Source organism: Paenibacillus sp. cl123 (genome assembly GCF_900101595.1).
In the GTDB taxonomy this organism is placed as follows: domain Bacteria; phylum Bacillota; class Bacilli; order Paenibacillales; family NBRC-103111; genus Paenibacillus_G.
In genome coordinates this window covers 392,713-411,896 of record NZ_FMYY01000001.1, presented here as the reverse complement: position 1 = coordinate 411,896, position 19,184 = coordinate 392,713, and the positions used below count along the sequence as shown (strand labels likewise).

General features: G+C 40.0%; 21 protein-coding genes and 2 pseudogenes. 11 read left to right on the top strand and 12 right to left on the bottom strand.

Going from position 1 to position 19,184, the window contains the following annotated elements; genetic code table 11:
• Positions 1-159 precede the first annotated feature (159 nt).
• Positions 160-606, bottom strand: a pseudogene (locus tag BLR08_RS01800) (transposase); the annotation flags it as partial.
• Positions 607-827: 221 nt separating this feature from the next.
• On the opposite strand from BLR08_RS01800, the gene BLR08_RS01795 reads away from it, so the two are divergent.
• Positions 828-1,142: a hypothetical protein gene (locus BLR08_RS01795; RefSeq protein ID WP_072327854.1), complete on the top strand. Its 315-nt coding sequence runs from the start codon at positions 828-830 to the stop codon at positions 1,140-1,142.
• Between the two features lie 48 nt (positions 1,143-1,190).
• A complete protein-coding gene (locus tag BLR08_RS01790) occupies positions 1,191-2,039 on the top strand; it encodes an Rpn family recombination-promoting nuclease/putative transposase (protein ID WP_072327852.1) in 849 nt (282 codons plus the stop codon).
• Between the two features lie 79 nt (positions 2,040-2,118).
• Here BLR08_RS01790 and BLR08_RS01785 read toward each other — a convergent pair whose 3' ends face one another.
• The 3 genes from BLR08_RS01785 to BLR08_RS01775 form a co-directional block, all read right to left on the bottom strand.
• The gene (locus BLR08_RS01785) at positions 2,119-2,937 is read right to left on the bottom strand and encodes a hypothetical protein (RefSeq protein WP_143151526.1); all 819 of its coding nucleotides are present in this window, start codon (positions 2,935-2,937) and stop codon (positions 2,119-2,121) included.
• A 106-nt stretch (positions 2,938-3,043) separates the two neighbouring features.
• Positions 3,044-3,715 (bottom strand): hypothetical protein, encoded by a 672-nt coding sequence (locus BLR08_RS01780; protein WP_072327850.1) that lies wholly within the window; start codon positions 3,713-3,715, stop codon positions 3,044-3,046.
• Positions 3,716-3,839: 124 nt separating this feature from the next.
• Entirely contained in the window at positions 3,840-5,675 is a 1,836-nt protein-coding gene (locus BLR08_RS01775) for an outer membrane protein assembly factor BamB family protein (RefSeq protein WP_072327849.1), read from the bottom strand.
• Between the two features lie 328 nt (positions 5,676-6,003).
• On the opposite strand from BLR08_RS01775, the gene BLR08_RS32065 reads away from it, so the two are divergent.
• From BLR08_RS32065 to BLR08_RS01755, 3 genes are all read left to right on the top strand, one after another.
• The gene (locus BLR08_RS32065; RefSeq protein WP_143014314.1) at positions 6,004-6,330 is read left to right on the top strand and encodes a JAB domain-containing protein; all 327 of its coding nucleotides are present in this window, start codon (positions 6,004-6,006) and stop codon (positions 6,328-6,330) included.
• Positions 6,290-6,514 carry a JAB domain-containing protein gene (locus BLR08_RS32060; RefSeq protein WP_072327843.1) on the top strand — a complete coding sequence of 75 codons (225 nt, stop codon included), beginning with the start codon at positions 6,290-6,292 and terminating at the stop codon, positions 6,512-6,514. The genes BLR08_RS32065 and BLR08_RS32060 overlap by 41 nt, the downstream gene beginning before the upstream one ends.
• Positions 6,515-6,655: 141 nt before the next feature.
• Positions 6,656-7,228 carry a LysR family transcriptional regulator substrate-binding protein gene (locus BLR08_RS01755; RefSeq protein WP_083536651.1) on the top strand — a complete coding sequence of 191 codons (573 nt, stop codon included), beginning with the start codon at positions 6,656-6,658 and terminating at the stop codon, positions 7,226-7,228.
• Positions 7,229-7,353: 125 nt separating this feature from the next.
• Here BLR08_RS01755 and BLR08_RS30515 read toward each other — a convergent pair whose 3' ends face one another.
• Positions 7,354-7,599: a hypothetical protein gene (locus tag BLR08_RS30515; RefSeq protein WP_143151525.1), complete on the bottom strand. Its 246-nt coding sequence runs from the start codon at positions 7,597-7,599 to the stop codon at positions 7,354-7,356.
• 152 nt (positions 7,600-7,751) lie between these two features.
• Here BLR08_RS30515 and BLR08_RS01750 point away from each other — a divergent pair, with 152 nt between their 5' ends.
• Positions 7,752-8,207: a hypothetical protein gene (locus tag BLR08_RS01750; protein ID WP_072327841.1), complete on the top strand. Its 456-nt coding sequence runs from the start codon at positions 7,752-7,754 to the stop codon at positions 8,205-8,207.
• Between the two features lie 87 nt (positions 8,208-8,294).
• On the opposite strand, the pseudogene BLR08_RS31530 reads toward BLR08_RS01750, so the two are convergent.
• The 6 genes and pseudogenes from BLR08_RS31530 to BLR08_RS01725 form a co-directional block, all read right to left on the bottom strand.
• Positions 8,295-8,534, bottom strand: a pseudogene (locus tag BLR08_RS31530) (group II intron maturase-specific domain-containing protein); the annotation flags it as partial.
• A gap of 274 nt (positions 8,535-8,808) precedes the next feature.
• On the bottom strand, positions 8,809-9,927 hold the full coding sequence (locus tag BLR08_RS01740) for an HNH endonuclease (RefSeq protein WP_072327839.1): 1,119 nt from the start codon (positions 9,925-9,927) through the stop codon (positions 8,809-8,811).
• A 1-nt stretch (position 9,928) separates the two neighbouring features.
• The gene (locus BLR08_RS01735; protein WP_072327837.1) at positions 9,929-11,272 is read right to left on the bottom strand and encodes an ATP-binding protein; all 1,344 of its coding nucleotides are present in this window, start codon (positions 11,270-11,272) and stop codon (positions 9,929-9,931) included.
• 47 nt (positions 11,273-11,319) lie between these two features.
• A complete protein-coding gene (locus tag BLR08_RS01730) occupies positions 11,320-13,266 on the bottom strand; it encodes a DUF3732 domain-containing protein (protein ID WP_083536649.1) in 1,947 nt (648 codons plus the stop codon).
• Entirely contained in the window at positions 13,263-13,745 is a 483-nt protein-coding gene (locus tag BLR08_RS30510) for a three component ABC system middle component (protein WP_143014312.1), read from the bottom strand. Before BLR08_RS30510 ends, BLR08_RS01730 begins: the two co-directional genes overlap by 4 nt.
• A complete protein-coding gene (locus BLR08_RS01725; RefSeq protein WP_072327834.1) occupies positions 13,742-14,926 on the bottom strand; it encodes an ABC-three component system protein in 1,185 nt (394 codons plus the stop codon). The genes BLR08_RS30510 and BLR08_RS01725 overlap by 4 nt, the downstream gene beginning before the upstream one ends.
• Positions 14,927-15,169: 243 nt before the next feature.
• Between BLR08_RS01725 and radC the strand changes: the two genes are divergently transcribed.
• From radC to BLR08_RS30935, 5 genes are all read left to right on the top strand, one after another.
• Entirely contained in the window at positions 15,170-15,775 is a 606-nt protein-coding gene (radC, locus tag BLR08_RS01720; protein ID WP_072327832.1) for a RadC family protein, read from the top strand.
• Between the two features lie 394 nt (positions 15,776-16,169).
• Positions 16,170-16,544 carry a helix-turn-helix domain-containing protein gene (locus BLR08_RS01715; protein ID WP_072327831.1) on the top strand — a complete coding sequence of 125 codons (375 nt, stop codon included), beginning with the start codon at positions 16,170-16,172 and terminating at the stop codon, positions 16,542-16,544.
• A 104-nt stretch (positions 16,545-16,648) separates the two neighbouring features.
• Positions 16,649-17,212 carry a hypothetical protein gene (locus BLR08_RS01710; RefSeq protein WP_072327830.1) on the top strand — a complete coding sequence of 188 codons (564 nt, stop codon included), beginning with the start codon at positions 16,649-16,651 and terminating at the stop codon, positions 17,210-17,212.
• Positions 17,213-17,574: 362 nt separating this feature from the next.
• Positions 17,575-17,769 (top strand): hypothetical protein, encoded by a 195-nt coding sequence (locus tag BLR08_RS01700; RefSeq protein ID WP_090585825.1) that lies wholly within the window; start codon positions 17,575-17,577, stop codon positions 17,767-17,769.
• A gap of 3 nt (positions 17,770-17,772) precedes the next feature.
• Positions 17,773-17,913: a hypothetical protein gene (locus BLR08_RS30935; protein WP_176835387.1), complete on the top strand. Its 141-nt coding sequence runs from the start codon at positions 17,773-17,775 to the stop codon at positions 17,911-17,913.
• A 93-nt stretch (positions 17,914-18,006) separates the two neighbouring features.
• Here the strand turns inward: BLR08_RS30935 and BLR08_RS01695 are convergent, their stop codons facing one another.
• On the bottom strand, positions 18,007-19,113 hold the full coding sequence (locus BLR08_RS01695) for a hypothetical protein (protein WP_072327827.1): 1,107 nt from the start codon (positions 19,111-19,113) through the stop codon (positions 18,007-18,009).
• Positions 19,114-19,184 lie beyond the last annotated feature (71 nt).

Genomic DNA, 19,184 nt, shown 5'->3' with positions numbered 1-19,184 from the left:
TTGGCTTAATTCCGATTAGTTAACGTTCAATGTAGAGTAGAGAACTGAAATTTCATTGGAGGGCGTAAGCCCTCCCAGATTGACGAGAAACCCCACGTTTTGTTAAGACGTTGGGTTTCTTTCGTGTTTTGAACGAGTTTTTTTGGGGCAGAGATGGAGTCAGGCCTCCTTCGCCTTCCGCTCCAGATGGAAGGCGATCTTTTTCATGTTCTGCACCGCTGCGGTCATGAGCGCTTGCTCCGTCACATTCCGCAGCCCCCGCAAACGGCAATAGCGAAACCCATGGAGCTGTTTAGCATCCGCGAAGCTTCGCTCAATCGTTTCTTTTCGTTTGCGGTACAAGCGTTTTCCGGATTTGCTCAGCCGGTTTGCCCGTACATTCTCCTTGCTAGCCTCCCAAATGTGCCGGGTGACGATCTTCCGGCGGTTTCGGGATCGTGTGCATTTCTGAAGCATCGGACAACTGGAGCAGACCTTCGAATCCGACACGTAATGACGGTAGCCGTTCCTGTCGGTTGTCCGGTAGGGCAATTCCTGTTTTTGCGGACACACATACACGTTTCGTGCGGCATCATACGTAAACTCCCATTTATGGTATAACCCTTGCTTAGCACGGTTTCCTGCTGTGTACCCATATGTCCGAAAGCCTACTCCTATGCGGGTTTTCGGACTTCGGTATGCTCTGTTGTATCCTCGAATTTCCGTCGATAATCTAGGGTTCGTGATCATGATTGTGATCACCCCTCAGCTCAAATCTCTTGTTATAGGAGGCTCTGTTATGGAGTCTCTTTTCTTTTTCCCTAAAACGAATAAAGGAGTCCTGTCCAATGGAACAAAACTCGACCCGTAAATATGAAGCGCTATTGCTTGATGAAGACCGACTGTACACTCAAATTGAAACATGCGAAGAGATGATCAATGCTGTTTTGGATAACATTTATCACTCTGCGGCTACGCTGGACTACGAGACGGTACAGAATGCTGTCTCTGCTATTACGAATATTGAACTGGTTTTACGGGTTGAACTGGCCGCTGTAAGAACAGACAAGGTATTCCTAGCTCGCCTCATGAAGCTAAGGGAAGACGGCGACGACCTGAAAGACGAGATAATGCGATGCGCGGCGCGTCACTATGCAACATAAATGGGAATCATGGTATAATAATAATGACAAGGATTGGAGTTGATTCGGATGCATGACCTGCTTGACCCCAAGAACGATTTCGTCTTCAAACGCATCTTTGGCAGCGAAGAAAATAAGGATATCCTGCTCGCCTTCCTTAACAGAACCTTTATGGAGGCTGGAGAGCCGCCGTTGACCGAGATCGTCCTGATGAATCCGTATACGGATAAGGATTCGCCGCGCGATAAGCAATCCATCTTTGACATCCAAGCTAAGACGACAGAAGGAAAGCTAATTAATATAGAAATGCAGTTGTTTAACAAATACGACAATGAAAAACGTACGCTGTACTACTGGAGTAGGCAATATGCAGGGCAACTTGAAGAGGGACAGTCCTACAAGCAGCTTCGGAAATGCGTCACGATCAATATCCTTAACTTCTCCATTCTACCTAATGACCGTTACCATAACATTTTCCATCTACGGGAAGACCATAGCGGCATTACACTGATCGACGACATCGAAATTCACATCATGGAGCTATCCAAGTTGAATACGCAAAGCATACCCAATGAAGGCGGCTTGCTCAACTGGCTGCTATTTCTGAAAAGCGAAGACACGACGAACTGGGAGGTGTTGAAAGTGAACGAACCAACTTTGGGTAAAGCAATGACCGCATTGGAATATCTCAGTCAGGATGCAGAAGCACGTCGCATGTACGAGATGAGACAAAAAGCCCTGCATGATGAAGCTTCCATGTTGGAAGGTGCTAGGGCAGAAGGCGAGTCCATTGGTCGCTCCAAAGAAAAGCTAGAAGTTGCCCAGAACATGCTGGATAAAGGTATGGACATTGCAATCATCGCAGAACTGACTGGACTTTCCGCCGAGCAACTAAACAGCTTGAGACGAACACATTGAATGCTTTAGGCTGCGTGAGAATTTGACTCTCCGCAGCCTTTGTTTATTATGGATTGACAGATAGTGCTTGCTTCAAACGCTACTTTCGTTTACTACGGGGTCTGGCAGACACTCCATTCCCCAAGCCTTCTCCTCCCATGACGAAGTTATCCTCTCCAGCCTCAGGCCAGTATTCAGGCTGTATCACATCTAATCTGAAAGGTATTTCTGCCTCATCATCCAAGCTACTTCCGCAGTACTGAGTCAATTCATGTAACCCTTCGTATTCATTCAAATCTGTAGCCAAATAACCGACAGGGGGATATTTAAGTATGCTGAACATACCGACGCCCCCTCTGCTAAAATCGCTCCATTCACCTCTGTATCGGGGCATTGCTATATCTCTAATTACCTTTAGGCTCATATACGGATATATCCAATAGAACACCTTTATTCCTTTAGGAATAATCATCGCCTCATCTAATACGTACTCCCGATACCTATCATCAATCTTGCTCATGCCGAAATCACCAGTTGCTGAAAGCATGTGACCGAGTAGAGATTTACAAATTAGTGCGGGTTTTGTCTTAACATGAATCGTCGCTTGTGGCAGTGTAAGCCTGGTTTTAATCATAAGCATGACATCCGCTGCAAGTTCATTAAGAACAGGATCGGCCTTTGCTCCTAATAATGCATTGTTACAGTTGCTACAAATCGTTCTATATTTGACTCCGTTCTGAGAAAACTGATATCTACGTTCTCCATTGCTACCAGCCAAGTATTGGAAGATGGATTCCTGCTCAATATCGTTAAAGGCTTGGCCACCTTTAGGAGGAACATGATCCCATGTCAGCTTTTCGATTTTACCGCATATGTTGCATTTCCCTGTCTGTTCCCTTTTAAATTTAAGATAATGCACGCACACACCTTCTTTATAAAACATATAGTGGTTCACTAATTATTATTAATGTCGCTCCTCGTTCTGCCGCCGTACCTTTGAATGCTTGTAACATGATAGGTCCAAATTAAGATTTCTCGACAAACAAAGGTGCAAAATATTTATCTTGAAGCTTATCAATTATCTGGTTTAAATGGTCTGTTAAATCCAAAGCGTTTTGGCTTATAATAGCAGCACTTTGCATGATTTCATTATCAGTGTGACCTGGCTCGCTCGAAAAGTATTTATAAAATTGATTTAGTTTATCCCCCATATCTGATCCACAATTAAATACTTTTTCTATGTCGCTATTTAAATCTCTTAATATGACTCTTCTTTTTCTAAACTGTGATGCAACTGAATTAGTAACCTTATGTTGCTCTACCATGCACTTAGCAATATGAGTTTTAACAGAGTCCACAGTTACTGTTGAGCCAATTGATATGAACATTTCGTAGATTAGCTTGATTCCAATTATGTCCTGGTAGGTTATCTTTACTTTAGTCAATTCCTCCAACATCTCTTCTGCTGATTTCAATTCCAGATCGCGTCTTTGCTTCAAGATATCATTTTCTCTATTCTTTTTTTGGGTTCTGTCCACATTCCAATAAACTACGAATATAGATAAAGGAACTAGTATAAGCGATGCAATAGGAGAAACTATAGGCGCCCATTTAAAGAATAACTCAGAACCAGTTGGCACAGCCGCAGTGTAGTCACTGTACCGTTTCAATACTTCCAGTAACTCTTCTGGAGTCAAAGGTAACATCTCCTTTTACTTTTAGGCATTGAAAAAAACTTGTTGAATGCAACAAAAACAAGTGTAATTTGTTTCAAGATTTTGTGCAAGATATTCCTAATATACCAATAGCGCCGCATGGGCGCTATTCCTGTCTTGTCATCATTTCAGTCAATGAATCTGTCTCGTATGTCATTATCATCTTATCTTTGCTCAAGCTAATGGTAGCCAGCTTTGAACCTTCGATCTTAATGTCGATTCTGTATTCATCCATGTAGGTAATATCGAAAGATTCCTTGATCGGATCGCGCTCTTGATAATAGTCGAGCATACCCTTGTTCACATCGGTCAATTTAAGTTCAAAGCATAGAGCTTGAAAGGAATCGCACCATTTTCCTTCAAATCCGCTGATAAGTGCTTTAGCGGAATCGCTCGGCGTTTGTGTCTCGTCCTGTCTCTTGAGTGAATCCCTCATTTTCTCATCTGCATAGCCAAGCGTGTCCTTATCGCTCAGCCTTATGCTAATCGGCTTTTTATCTGCGCCGACAAGCAGCATTACCCAGTTGTATTCAGATACAGGTTTCTTGTACTCGAACCGAATAGCTTTCTCCTCGCCTTGATCGTAGAAGGTAATAATACCAGTGTCGCTATCTGTAAAAGCAATTTTGAAGGCTTGTTTATCTGATTTCCAGTTTCCTTCAAAGTCCTTAAGTTCATATTCCACATCTTCCGTTGATGCTTCATCAGGCACAGGCTTGTTAGTGGCTGATGCTTCTACGAATGGCTTCGGCTCTACTGCCGCCGCTTGTACTGTGACCTTTCCTTCATTATACGCTGTCACGGATTGATACATGTTGGTAATGATAGTCTGACCGTTATTGAAGGCTGGGGGGTACATAATGAAGTCATCGACCTTTTGCCGCCATAGCTCCGTTCCCTTGTTACCGTCAATTGCTATCAAATCGGAGTATGCTGGAGTACCTTTAGCCTTATCATTCTCGCCGCCCCAAGTACCGATGTATAATGTTTCTCCAAGTGCGGAAGGCTGCGTAATAATCCAGGGGAGCGTAGCACGGTACTTCCCGTCACCCATCTTGATCTTCCATAGCTCTTTGCCCGCTTTAGCATCGATACCGACCACTAGGCCGCTTTTCACTTCGGAAGCAATCACCTTATCTTTGAGTACGGTTAGAGTAGGAGCATTGGGCACTTCGAATGCTTCATTACTATACTGCCATGCCTGCTTTTTGGACTTCAAATCAAATGCAGTGATCTTGCCGCCCATATCAACAAAGAAAAGCTGATCTCTAGCGACGTTCAAACTGGATATTGGTGCATCCGTGCTGATGGAGTCGATTTCCTTCCCGTTCTTTTCATCTATAATGCGAATCACACCGTCGATTGGAACATACAGCTTATCCTCGGCGAGAACAAGACCGACAAAGGGGACAGCGTTGCCGTATTCCCAGCTTACTTTGCCTGTCTTGATGTCCACCGCTTTAAGGGTAATCCCGCCGTTAGTCTGTTCCGTGATAAATGCGCGGTTGGGGGAAGCAATCGTTGCTTTCGGTTTAAGCTCGGGAGGAGCCTTTTGGTTGTAATCGTACTTCCAAATTTCCTCTCCGTTGTCGGCATTGACGGCGTGAATTCCGTCTTTATCATTGTAGATCAGCGTATTCCCTGCCAAGGCAGGAACGGACGGGAGTACGTTAATAGGGCGAGTCCATTTCTTCGTTCCAGACTTCGTATCGACCGCATACAGCGTCTTATCGGTTCCGAAGTATATTGTGTCCTGTGTAACTAAAGGCTGACTGACAGCGGCCTTTTCATCCGTCTTGTACGTCCAAGCGACGTTCGATATCCCTTCAATAGCCTTGCCTTGATTGATTACTGGACTACTGCTGTTTATTGTGCCGTTATTGTTGTTACATCCAGCAAGTAACCCTGTTAGCAATAATGCTGAGACGATCAATTTGCGCAATGCGGTTCCCCCACTTATTTATTTTTGTATGTAGCCTTTTCCTCGTGCATCTTCCTATTAACTACAGTCCAGTCCTTACCATTGTGCTGCAATTCCTATCCAAAGCTGAACATTGTCGTGCTTTCCTACTCCACTCCGTTTTCGCTCCATCCGTCACGTTTATAGCTACCGTTGCCGCTGACAAACATTCTGCCGTCAGAAGCGCCTTTCTCAACTTTGGAAATGGTGACCTTTACCGTCTTTGCTACCTTGGGGCCGTAATCGCCGCCGATATCTTCCGTGATGAGTTGCTTTACCTTTGTCTTGGCTCCATCCTTGCTAAAATCGGTTGCATCTGCACCGCAACCCGCGACAAGGATCAGCAGAACTACAAACCGTTAAAGGAATCGGCGGGTCAAAAGCAAAGCAAATCACTTCCGCATTGAAATTAGCAAGAGCCTTGAATACGCCGAAAAATGACACATATGTAATCCGTTCACCAAAGGATGCATTCGACTTGATGAGATACGAAGTCGGACACCTGATGCACGAGGAATTTTGGATAATCTGCTGCAACACCAAGAACCATGTGATATCGAAAGAGCGCATATCGGTCGGCTCATTGTCAGCCGCTATTGTTCCACCCAAGGGAGACATACCGTCGAGCGATAGTTAAAGCCTCCGCATCGATCATCGCCATTCATAATCACCCCAGCACGGATTGTACACCGTCGCATGAAGATATCCAGCTTACTAAGCGCCTTGCAGAAGCTGGCGAGATATTAGGCGTGGAACTCCTTGATCATCTTGTCGTGTCGCTTCATAACTTTTATTCGTTACGTGAAAACGGATTGATGTAAAACGTCACGGGGGGTCGGCTTACTACGCTGGCTCCCTTCTATATTCAAGCCTTCGGCTCAATAGATGCTCTCCGCTTCGCTACGCGCTGTCTGTTCGTCCGTTAGCATCATACGCAGTTCTTAGCATACAAGTCCAATTCAATCCGTACATATCCCAAGCTTTCCATACACGTGACGGAAACCGTGGATGTGTATGAGCAGGTTGTCAACGGCACAAGGGATCTTGGCATTACCACTGTGCCTGCGAATCCGGATGATCGCATCTCGGTCATCCCTTTGTTCCATGAAGAGTTTGCTCTGGCCATCCATTCGAGCCATCCCTTTGCGAAGTTAAAGGCAATCCCCTTCGAACAGTTACAGCAGCTCAAAATGGTCATGTTCGGACCGGAGCATCAGATTACGAAAGTCATCCACTCCTGTTGCCAAGAAAAAGGGATTGCATTGAACCATACAATCGTAACCTTTACATTATCGACACTTCTGTCCTTAGTCGAACAAGGGATAGGAGCGGCAATTCTTCCGAGGCTGCTGCTTCATTATCTGAAACTCGATAACATTACAGCCGTCACGCTTCTCAACCCTACACCAAGCCAGGATATTTGCATCCTATATCGAACGGATAAATTTATGGGGCAAGCTGCCAAAATATTTATAGACGAATTGCAATCCTTTATTCAGAGCGTAACGGAGCTTTCCGAACGGTCGTTGGGGTAATCTAGGAGTCCGGGCGTGCTATCAAATCTTTTGATCATTTTTTTGCTTGAAGAGTGACGGAATCCATTAATTCTTCTCTTCTCTGGGCAAACGCATGATAACCAATAGCAGAGTCACTGAGTAAATTACGGCAACGGCATTCCAATAATACTGGTGGCTAACAAGGCTGCTGATAACTTGCCCGACAATCCCCGCGACCAAAAACCTGCGCTAATAAAGCCGAGCGCAACAGGTGAAAAGGTGCAGCTGCAGCGCTCTGCAAACTTCTTAGAATAATGATTTCTGTAAAACTCTTCACAATTCCTAGTATCAAAGAAAGAGGATCTAAAGTCATAAAATCTGCTTTTTTCATTCCATTTCATCAACAGCAAATAATTTTCCACCCGAGCACAATATAAGTAAATATTTGTAATAAGAGAAAATATATAATATATTAACTTCAATAAATTACTTTAATTGGAATTAATATTTATAAAATAGTAAAATTTGGGATGTAAATATTTAAATTTTAGGAGGAATTGAAATGGTTAAGAGCATTGCTAAAAAAATTGTGGCAACTGGTATCATTTTTGGTTCATTAGTTTTTACTTCACAAGCAGCTTTCGCTGCAACTATCGTTGATACAGGTTATAACGATGACTACTATGTCGCACAACAAATGCAATATGGTGATATTGCAATGGGGAAGATAAATAGTGCATCTGATAAAGACTGGTACTATATTCAGACCGGGCCAAACGATGGTGGTCGGACAATGACAGTACTCTTACAAAATCCTAATAACTTTCATTACATTTTTGTTGTAAATAAGAATGATGCTGAGCCTGTTACGGTGACGGATCTAAATCCTGGTAACAATAACGAATGGGTGTCATTTACTGTTGAAGCAAATACAAGATACAATTTTGGTGTTTTTAAATCATCTAGTGCCGCATTTGACCCGAATGCATTATACTTCTTAAGCCCGGCAATTTTTTGATAGAATTTAATCGAGTTGGAGGGGGCGCCTAACCTCCGTCCTCTTACACCACCGTACATTCGGGTCCGCATACGGCGGTTCCAAAAGGTTAACAAAGCTTTTCAGCCCTTTCGATTCCCAATAGGAAGTCGGAAGGGCGTTGTTTGTGTTTCGAGACATTTCCCACGCTCCGCATCTGGAGTTAGCCATGACAAAACATGCCCATTCTGGGACGCTGAGTGCCCGGAGCTCACTGATTCTGGTATGCATTCGTTTCCATTGCTTCCATAAGCACATGCGTAACCTGCGGCGAATCCACTGGTCGAATTTCTCGCAGTGTCCTTTCGCCTACGCACTGGCGAACCTTTAGGGTTTCATCTCCGCTAGGCAATCCATACAAAAAACGCCACCACGAGATGTGGTGACGTTTATTTTGTATGGAGCCTAGGGGGATCGAACCCCTGACCTCATCGCTGCCAGTGGAGAGATGGGCTTTTTTACGTTAAGGAAAGAGGAGAGGAGAGCCTTGTGGGACAAGGCTTTTTTGAGTTTTATGTTTCTACGTTCGAGTGCGCCGCGGCGCTCGAAAATGAAAAAGTGTGACCAGAAATGTGACCAAATGTTAAGCAATTTTATTTGGATCGGTAACAACGGAATCTTTTAAGCTCCTATCATTCCCTATATGACTATCTAATCTTAAGTGGGAAGATAGATACTCAATTTCAATATCAAAAAGCGGCCCCTTCATACTTTGTAAAAAATCATATTTAATCTTAGTTAAATCGAAATGTCCTCTTTTTAATATATTTTGGGCAATCCTGTTGCTAATTTCTTCATGAAGGATATCTCGAAGTACCCTTTGCTTATCTCCGGAAGGGTTAGTAGCTAAAAAAAGTCTCCTCACTGTTTCCCTTAGCTTTCTTCTGTCCTCCTTAACTTTGTATAAGACACTTGCATAAAGCTCCTCTAGTTTAAATAATTGAAAATAGTTAACAACTCTTTTGTGTGAATCTCGTTGATCAGAAAGTAATTTGATATCGACAATATTATTACATTCATTGTCAAGTACAAATTCAAAGTGATCCGCCGCTTGATGAAAATGAGGATGAAACAATGGCAGTAATAATTTCGCCTTTTTAATTCTATCATTGCAGCCAGTACATGAAACAATTAGGTTAGAAATAAATATAGATAGCATTGGATAACTAGATTTCGGAAAAAAATGATCAATCGAAGAATGCGCTGAATGTCCTATCCATTGTATATCACAATACGGACATACTTTTCTACTGTCTCCAAACTTATCTCTTAAATAAGCTTTTAATTCAGTCGAACCGCTATATTGAGGAATATACTCTTGTTGAAATGTCTTAGAATCCAAGATACTATCATAGAAATATTCGAAAATTTCTCGAATTAAAGATCGACTTTCAGGGGATAATTTAGGTGGCGGAGGTATTACACCGTCAACCAAATCTAAATATTTGGATGTTAAGTCTTCATAATATGTCGCAATGATCTTTTTGTGTGAGGATTTTGCAAGTAATACTATTAACTCCTTCATATTAGTTGCCGCTGCTACTCTACCAATTCTACTCTCTTTAATGGTTACTTGCTTCCTTAGTTCATCGATATTTTTACTAGCATCCGCATTCAAAACCCACTCAAAAAAATCGGATATAAACTCTTGAATACCACGGTCTATCTCTATAATTTCCTCTATTGGACTGAGTTTCCACATGTTATTTCCCCTTGTCTAACTGTTGTTTCATACGTAAAAATAAAGAAAACTTTTCATCAGAATCTCCAAGGTCATCATACAATTTTTTTGCAAGATCGATTTTTCCCTTATCAATTAGTTTGTTTATTTTTAATATCGTATCATTCGTAAAGTCACCGAAGTGATTGTCCAATTTAAATACTTCTCTTAGTATTTCTTGAGGGCTTGTACCAAGAGTCTGTTCATTAACGAAATACTGCTCAACTCTTCCATTGTTATTTTTTCGCAAACCAATGATAGATTCGTTGGGTACATCAGCAGCAATTAAAGGTGAATGTGTTGCAATAATAAAATGGGTGTCAAAGTTGCTGAATATTGATTTAAGCATATTGAGATACTTTTGAATCCATCTAGGATGTAAGTGAGTCTCCGGTTCATCAATCAATACAATTGAGTTATCAGAGATAGCGGCTATTAGTTTAAAGAACCTAAAAAACATGCTTAGTTCGCCCGAACTTAATTGATTAAGTGGTACAAATTCATTCCCTTTTCTAAAACTTAATGATTTTACTATATTGAAGCCTCCCGGTAAGTTTGCTAATCTTTTTACATCGGATAGCCAACCACTCGGACCATCTACATAGTTTTCCAAAATAATTGGATCGAGAAGATGTCTGCCTCTTACTCTTTTAATATTTAAAACGTCACGATGAAAAGTATGTAGCTTTTCTAGTAAATATCGTATCTCCATCAAGTTCTCATCAGTAATCCCTTGATCTTTTAAGTTTTCATATTTCTTGTTTAGATAATTTTCGGACTGAATAAAGCTTAATTGAATTTGGGGTACTTCTATATAGCCTATTTCATTTAACAACTCTTGTATTGCTGACAATTTTCTTTTGTCCTTGTGAAAAAACGTTTCAAGAATTGGTATACATACTGATGATAGAGACGCAATTGGCCCAATTGGTCCAAATGTACCTTTCCCTAAAGTTCCTAGATATATATATTCAGCGGGGGAATAATTTTTAGGTGAATTATATCGATATGGCTCAAACGCTGAATAGGAAGAAACTATAACCTTTGAAGGTAAACAGTTGTTACTATAACTTTGATTGGATAAGAAGTTTTCGACACCATTTATTTCGTACTCAAGATGAAAGCTTGATTTTAATTGATCAAAATAGCGCTGATCAACAAAAATCTGAGATAGGAATTTTAGAATCGAGGTCTTGCCTGTTCCATTTTCTCCAACAAGAATAGATACTTTCATTTCCCCAAAATGATATTCAAGGGGACTAGGAAAAGCCAAATGGAAGTCCGCTAGTCCCCCTAATTTCTCAATCCATATTTTTCTAATCTGCATTTGTATAGTAATCCTCCAAAGTGTTATTACCTGAATAATTACGAAGCTTAATCCTTTTCCGGCCAACCAATAGGTATCAAACCGTCAATGCCTTTTTTCCAACGCTTTTTAACTGCCTTCATATACTCTGGATGATTTTTAAAATAAGCATGTTCGATCACAATTATTTGCAAAGAATCCCCACGATTGACCTCATTAAATAGCAAATTGAAATACTGCAACAATGCTTTTGTATCATTATCATTACTTCCTTCGATTTCAACCATTTCCGTAACGTCCTCAGAAGGAAAATAGGGGCGGCTTATCTGATCAAATAGTAAAACACCAGGTACTGGACGATTTAGTTCTGCGAAATGTCTATGCATGGCAAGCATCATTGATATATGAAGACTTAAATAGTTCTCATCCGAGCCAACATCTCTCATGTATTCGATGCGAGTAGGTAAAGATACCCCTACTTTGAAGTCACGCAAATTTAAATACAGCGGATTATCTTTATACCTATCCTCAAAAGGTAGGTCTGCAATAATCTCCTTAGCCATAGCAGCTATTCGTCTTTCTACATTTTCAAGCGCCTCTTTTTTTGATTCCACATCAATTTCTAAACTAAGATTCTTAATACGCTCACTTAGTACTGAAAGGTCTGATGAGAATGATGTGGTAGATTTCGAAGCCACCTTTGCTACAGAATCTATATAAAAATTAACTACTCCAACCAATCTATTCCTTCTATCTTTTAAATCCAGACCGGACTCTAATTTTTCATTGTCTTTAATAAGGGCTCCTATCTGGACATTAATAGAAGAAATCTTCTCTTCTGCTGAAGCAAGTAATTCGGTTAGATAAGTGATATAACTGTCTAAGCTTGGTCGCTCCTTTTCAACATTATCAAGATCAAATTGGACTTTCTTTACAGTCTCACTGATCTGTTTAATGGGTTCGTTAACTTCTTCAAGATTTTGTTGACAAAGTGGGCATGAAACTGGATTAACCGGATTTTTGAAAATATTAATCACAGAAAGGCGTCTTTGTTGAGCAGTAGCTGTGCTCTTGAAATCCTGAGCAAATTGTATAGATTTCTTGGCATAATTAATTCTTTTCTTAATTGAAATAACCTCATTTTGCTGAACACTTAATTGCTCATACAAATCACCGAGTCGTTCCTCAACTAATGAAGAATCGGAATATGGATTCCATTGAGCAACCTTATGTAGCATACTATTTACAACCGTTTCAGTTGCCCCGAAAGGTAACGCTTCACACAATCCCAATTGTGTTGCTTGATACAGAAGAGTATGGGCATTGGTACTCATCGTAATTTGCTCATCTTCTGAACTGTTTTTTTCTAGCCTCTTCAACTGTTTTTTTAAATTTTTGAGTTCAATCTCCTTTTCAATTGTAGCCTCATCAGTTATTCCAAAGTAGTAGGGCAAAGCATCTATGATTGTCTGAAGCCTCTGGTAATCATCAAGTCCTCTTATCAACGTATTTTTATTAGTAATAATATTATCATCCTGTAATAAATACGGTATTGCACTTCTTATTGAAATCGTATGTCGATCTCTTTGTGAGCCAAAAACTTCACTTTGTACGTCTCCAATTCCAATTAATCTCTCGAATTTTTTTAATGCACCAGCAATATTCGTCGACGATGGAATTTCGTTGGCTTGATTAGGAACAGTAATATTTCGTCCATTAATAAAATGCATATCAGAACTCGATTTGTATGGGGCTCGTGGTACTCTTCTAAACATTGCAAATTCAGTCTCATTTTTCTTCCAAACAAGACCAACCCATGAGACACTTCGTCTGACATATGTAGGTATGTGACATTCGCTTGATCCTAAAACATAATCAATGATTTCAGGGAGAGCCGACTTTCCAGTCTGAGAGTCACCAGTAATAATATTTACTTGCTCTACTTCAAAAGTAATCTCATGTCTACGATCATCATGACTGTACAATAGAATTTGACGAATATTCCATCTTTTCATACCGTTAACCCCAAACTATTTAATATACTGGATGTCGAGTTAATTTGGGAAAACCATACACCCAGTTTGTTTGCTGCGCCAATCATTTCTTTAATCTCATCAGAATTATTTTTCAACCGACTCTTAACTATTCCTTTGCTACCAGATTTTAAAGTCCCATTTGCTTCAAATATTATAATTCCATTCGAAGCACCAAAAATAATAGCATTTCTAGTTAAACTCGCCGTTTTATTGATTCTTGTGTCAAGGTTAATTAATATTTTTTGGCGACGAGTAATCCAACTATATAATCCAGTTGCTGCATTAGTGCCTTTGAAATCATCCCTAATTGATTGGGAGAGCACCAAGGGTAATGGTAAAAAAATTAAAGGGAACGGGCAACCGCTTCTTTCCCCAGTCTCAAAGCCTTCTAAAAATGACCACAATAAAAGTGATGTTAAGGCAGGGTTTGTTATGGAAAAAACATCAGATGAAGTCATTGGTTATCACCCAGCATTTCAAAAAAATTGGGGTGCCAACCTACTTTTAATTCTTCAGATAATTGTTGATACGATCCTTGAATTAAAAAATGTTGTTTCCACTCATCTCGTATTGGATTTATATAAAGATGTGCGTCATTATGCGTCCAGTCAAGCAACTCTAATCCTTTCTTTTTACAGAAATTATCTTCTTCACCTTCTAAATCTTCTTTCATTGGCTCGTGACGATCAGCCCAAGCCTCGATTAATAGTTGATCGTAGTCATTAAGCTCTAACGCATTCAAGATGTCATCTGTTATCCATTTCTCACGTTGATTTCTTGCTCGCCATCTTGTTACCGCTGCTCTTTTCTTTCTGCTATAGCCTCCATCAACTAGGTCGATTTGCTTTTCCATAAAACCGCCTAGTTCACCAGAAATTGATGCTGGGGATAATTTAGAAAAATCATCTGGGAGGTTATTATCCTGAATTTGCGCAATTAAACTTTGTAGCTGTACTAAAAGTTCAGTCTTTGTAATTTTTGATGAAGAAAGTGTTCTTCTATCCCACCACTCCAATAGTCTTTTGGCAATTAATGGTCGAATTTTTCTCACTACCATTTGATCCAATTGGTCAATGACCTTATTTTCAATCTGTAATATATTGAAGGTGTCTATACGAACCGTTATCTTTTCTAATAGTTTCAATCGCTGATTTGGACTAAGTTGTAAAAAGGTACTACAACCCGGATACTTATTCTCATATGGTAACTTCTTAGAATTTATAGCAACTGCTTTTTCTCTAGCTTCAGTTACCAATTCGGCTTCTTTTGTCAATAAAGCTACTATGTCATGTCGATCTAAGTCTCCACTGACTAACTTATATAATGGATTGGTTTGAGCAATGGTATCTCCTGTAACGAAATACATCTTGTGTTTATCAGACTCAGCGTAAGGAGACCAAATTCTAAGAGTTTTCCATAAACCATCGTTTTTTATTGTAAGTTCATGTACATCTCCCGTACTATGCTTTAGTTGATATAGCTTTGTATAGTTACCTTTCAAAACTATATCATCTTCGGCCTCAATGTTAATCTCATTAGAATCGTCATCCGCTTCTTTCCAAAGTACAAGCAATGCATAAAGAGGCTGAAATCGATATCCTAACATTGATGCTTGTGCAGAATGTATATTTCTGGACATAACTCAACCCCTCTCTAATAATGACATTTGATCTACTCCTATTTACAGAATTCGCCATAAAATGTACCACATCCTTCCAAACAAATGTTCTATTTTGTCGCATTTTAGACCAAAAGGATTATATATTATACACCTGATACCTATACAGATAGGTAGTCCTCGCAAGAGGCGACAAAAGGCTGGACACTTTCATAAGTGTCTAGCCTTTTTGTAACCATCAATATAATCAGGAGGTAGATTTAAATGAACAATCGCAAAGATGATCTGAAAAAATTGATTTCAGAAGTTTTACGTGAACGTGCCGACAGCTATCCCATCCAACAACTACTCAACCAGTTTCCGACTACAGCAGAACTAATGGACGTAACCGAGCAGCAACTCATGAGCATTAAAGGAATCGGCATGGGTAAAGCTCGTCAGTTAACAGCCCTGTTAAAGCTTGCAAAGAACTTGACCATTCCAACTTATGAGCAAACAACAATACGCGGTCCTAAAGACGCATTTGACTTACTTGAACCTGAACTCAGGTATGCAACCAAAGAACATTTCATTTGCTTATTTTTGAATACAAAGAACAGAGTGATCTTTAAAGAAATCATTTCGATTGGCTCTCTCAACGCTGCAATCGTTCATCCAAGGGAAGTATTCCGCGCAGCGATTAAACGTTGTAGCGCCTCTCTCATCTGTGCTCATAACCATCCGAGTGGTGACCCTAATCCCTCTCCAGAAGACGTTGAATTAACCAAACGGCTGGCGAGAGCAGGAGAAATTGTGGGCATAGAAGTGCTAGACCACCTCATAATTGGAGGAAACACCTTCGTCAGTCTAAAAGAAAAAGGCTTAATGTGAAAAACAAATAACCCTTGAAACTATTGGTAAGTATATGTATATTATTCTCATAAACGGTTTTCCCACTTTTGATATGGAACTCGCGATTTCAGCAAAGGGTTCCACAGCCGTAAAGTATAATGACTTTGCACTAGCTGCCAATAATAACAAACATTTTGACGCAGACACAGGACAACTTCAAAGATTCATGAGATGAAGACTATTTCTCGTGCAATCTTTAAAGTTGCCTTCGTTGTATGCGTCTTTTTTGTTGCCCAAAGGCGGGAATTCATATATGTAGCCATAAAATACGGATGATTATTCACGATATCGTATCTCCAGATACTTTTTTAGTGGCTATATCATATTGAAGCAAAAACAGGAAAAATCTATCATTTTTATGGGGGTGTGAATTATGAATCCAAGACAACATATCGGTGAGCGAATACGACTCTTGCGACTACAGAAAGGAATGAGCCAGGAACAACTGGCGCTTCACTCATCTATTAACATAAGTTACCTTGGACAGATTGAGCGGGGAGAAAAAAACAATTGCACGATTAATACACTCGAAAAGATAGCGACTGGTCTGGGGTGCTCTTTGGAAAACTTGTTTGGTAGTGAATCACCGCTAGACAACCGGACAAATGATAAAAATGCCGTTCTGACTGTACTTACTACTGAGGATTTAAAGAAGCTTATCGTTGATACCATAAACAGTAGAGTGTCAGGTCAACGAACGGAATGCAAGAGCAATGAATCTGTTAAAAATGGAATGAGCCTACCATGACAGCTATTCTCGATGAAAGGATGCATTTATAGATTCAAATTTGAGTGCCGCGTTGTGTAGCAAGGTCAAGTAGTCGATCATATTCAAACAAAAGGAGCATCGCTATGTCAATCGAAGCCGATAAAAACGTTGTTATTCCCAAAGTTGATATAGAGCCAATCCAGCTTGAAAACCCAATGAAAGCTTATAAAAAAGCATACCTCATCCTCATTCCCGCAGGAACGATTGCTCTTGCTGCAATGGGAGGGGCCGTAGGTGCTCTATTTGGAGCAGTCATCGGATGGACAGCGTCCTATATCTTTATGCAAGGAGTCTCGGGAATCAAGCTGTTCAAATTAAATTTTAAGGATTATTCTCTGGCAAGACCTTTAACGGACGATCAATTATTTACGCAATTATCATCCATAAATCAACATCCCGATTTTAAAATTGAAAAAGGAGCATGGGGCGTATATTTTACGTTCAAAAATACGACAACGCATAGAATTCGTATCGACAAGGAAAAGCAAGTCTATTCAATCATTTCGAAGTTAACAAGAAAGAACTTAGTCAAAAAACGCCATAATCCCGGAGTTACGGAGTATAAACATGCTTATACCGCTGTACCGTACATTAAACAAATGATAGATGCTGCTATCACTACGGAAGCAAGAGTGGAGGGGCTATAATTGATTGCAGCTTACGTACTGTTGAGCATCCCATTTGGATGGGCATTAATAAGCAGATTGCAGCGGAACGTAATTGTTTTTACAACCATATCGAACTATTTCGTTTACAAAACTATTTTGTCAACGTTTATTGGTTGGGCAGTTACACCCTTCTACTTGATTTATTTCATTTTCAAAATCATTCGACTTATAACGAAACCAAGAAGTCGGGTTTGATTCCTACACATCCACGCCTTCTTTGAAAAGTTTGATCATGAACATACCAATACGTAGTCTACTTTCATCTCTCTAATGAAAAAGACAAACTAGTATGGTCAATTTCTTATGTTGGAAGGAGGTGAAATATATGGGCGATAAAATCATTGAAACAGCAGGAAAAACTGCAGTCACTGGCGGTAGTGCTCTTGCTGGTGGTGCAGCTGGGGCTGCTGTTGGAACGCTATTCTGTCCTGGTGTTGGGACTGCTCTCGGGTACTTATTTGGAACTGGTAGTGGCGCAGCAGGAGGGTGGAAACTCACAAAAAAATGGTTCGGATAACCAAAAGGAGCGATACTAAGCTATGAGTAACGACAAGTGGGAGCAAATGAAAAACGCAGCAACCGATGCTATCAGCAAAACACTCAACAATGGTTTCGATGTTATTAAGACAGCACAGGAATTGAGCGATAAGTATGGAAAAGATTCCGATAACAAAAAGTAGGAAATAAAGGGGGAGATACTCCCCTTCATTATTCTTCTGCCTTTGTATAAGGATATTGCTTGAACATAAATTTAACCGCTAATTGGTCATAAACTACTGTTCAATTTTCTGTAATAGATTGGGAAGCTGTTCAAATCCCCACCAAACAGGAATTGTGACAGGGTTTATGCCCGTTTTTTTTATATTTTTAACAGCTTCATTAAACTGCTTTTTTCCATCCTTGCATTCATCCCTAGCTTTCCAAATTGATCTTTTCTGATTGATTAGCTCAAGAACTTCAATCATACGTTCCCGATCTTTCCGTTTATAATCGGAATTGCTGATCAAATGCCTTGCTTCCTGCAAAGTATAATAATCCTCATACCCAACGGTTTTCTCATAATACGACAACAGCACACTTTCTGATAATTCTTCACGGGAATAATCCAGCAGTGACCTACCTTCGATACCATAATGATATTTGAGGTTATTTACTTTCCTTTTTTTGCATTGAACTTCAAGACGAATGATTTGTTCTGCTTCTTGTCCTTCAGGAAATTCATCACCGAATACCTTAGCCATCTGAAAGCTCTTATTATAAAAATTAACCAGAACCGATTGATTGGTAATTCTGAAAGCATTTTTGTAGGGTTCTTTACGTTTAGTTCGTAAGTTGTCTTCTAGGCACATTTCAAATGTTTTTGGCTTGTCTGCGCGGCGGATTAGCTCCATATACCTGTTCATGTGTGGAGTTCGGACGTTAATACAATAGTCAATTCGGTCAACCTTGTATTGCGATAAATCATCGAATAAAAATGGCATAATAAATGGATTAGCTCCACTCGAGCAGATTTTTTTATAAGCACGTTTCAGAGGTTCCAGCACCTTTTTAAACGCTATTGAGATTACTTTGTAATCTTCGTAGGTGCTTACCTGCACATATTCATTTTTTTCAGACAACCGCTTCGGATTTAACCTAACTTCCAGCACTTTATAAATGCGTTTCTTATTATCGCTCCTGTAGTGGTAGTCCTTCAAATAAATTAACAGTCCGTGTTCCTTAAAAAGTTCAAATGTAGTCCACGAAATACTCGCCCATTCTTGCTTATAGAACTTGGAATTCAATTCCTTTGAATATGTTTGTAATGCCTTGAATAAAGTTTCCTCAGTAAAGAAATCAATCGGAATTGTTAACAGTACGGTATGATAACCAATTTTCACGCAAACACATCCCCTTTCTGAATGTGTTTGCGCACTTTTATTTTCTTACAAATTGAACCAACACTATAGAA

Bases quoted from the DNA above. Each gene is read 5' to 3' on its own strand.
- BLR08_RS01715 (WP_072327831.1), top strand. From the start codon at position 16,170: ATGAATCCAAGACAACATATCGGTGAGCGAATACGACTCTTGCGACTA.
- BLR08_RS01725 (WP_072327834.1), bottom strand. From the start codon at position 14,926: ATGTCCAGAAATATACATTCTGCACAAGCATCAATGTTAGGATATCGA.
- BLR08_RS01795 (WP_072327854.1), top strand. From the start codon at position 828: ATGGAACAAAACTCGACCCGTAAATATGAAGCGCTATTGCTTGATGAA.
- radC (WP_072327832.1), top strand. From the start codon at position 15,170: ATGAACAATCGCAAAGATGATCTGAAAAAATTGATTTCAGAAGTTTTA.
- BLR08_RS01710 (WP_072327830.1), top strand. From the start codon at position 16,649: ATGTCAATCGAAGCCGATAAAAACGTTGTTATTCCCAAAGTTGATATA.
- BLR08_RS01735 (WP_072327837.1), bottom strand. From the start codon at position 11,272: ATGCAGATTAGAAAAATATGGATTGAGAAATTAGGGGGACTAGCGGAC.
- BLR08_RS30935 (WP_176835387.1), top strand. From the start codon at position 17,773: ATGAGTAACGACAAGTGGGAGCAAATGAAAAACGCAGCAACCGATGCT.
- BLR08_RS01730 (WP_083536649.1), bottom strand. From the start codon at position 13,266: ATGAAAAGATGGAATATTCGTCAAATTCTATTGTACAGTCATGATGAT.
- BLR08_RS01790 (WP_072327852.1), top strand. From the start codon at position 1,191: ATGCATGACCTGCTTGACCCCAAGAACGATTTCGTCTTCAAACGCATC.
- BLR08_RS01750 (WP_072327841.1), top strand. From the start codon at position 7,752: ATGGTTAAGAGCATTGCTAAAAAAATTGTGGCAACTGGTATCATTTTT.
- BLR08_RS30510 (WP_143014312.1), bottom strand. From the start codon at position 13,745: ATGACTTCATCTGATGTTTTTTCCATAACAAACCCTGCCTTAACATCA.
- BLR08_RS01740 (WP_072327839.1), bottom strand. From the start codon at position 9,927: ATGTGGAAACTCAGTCCAATAGAGGAAATTATAGAGATAGACCGTGGT.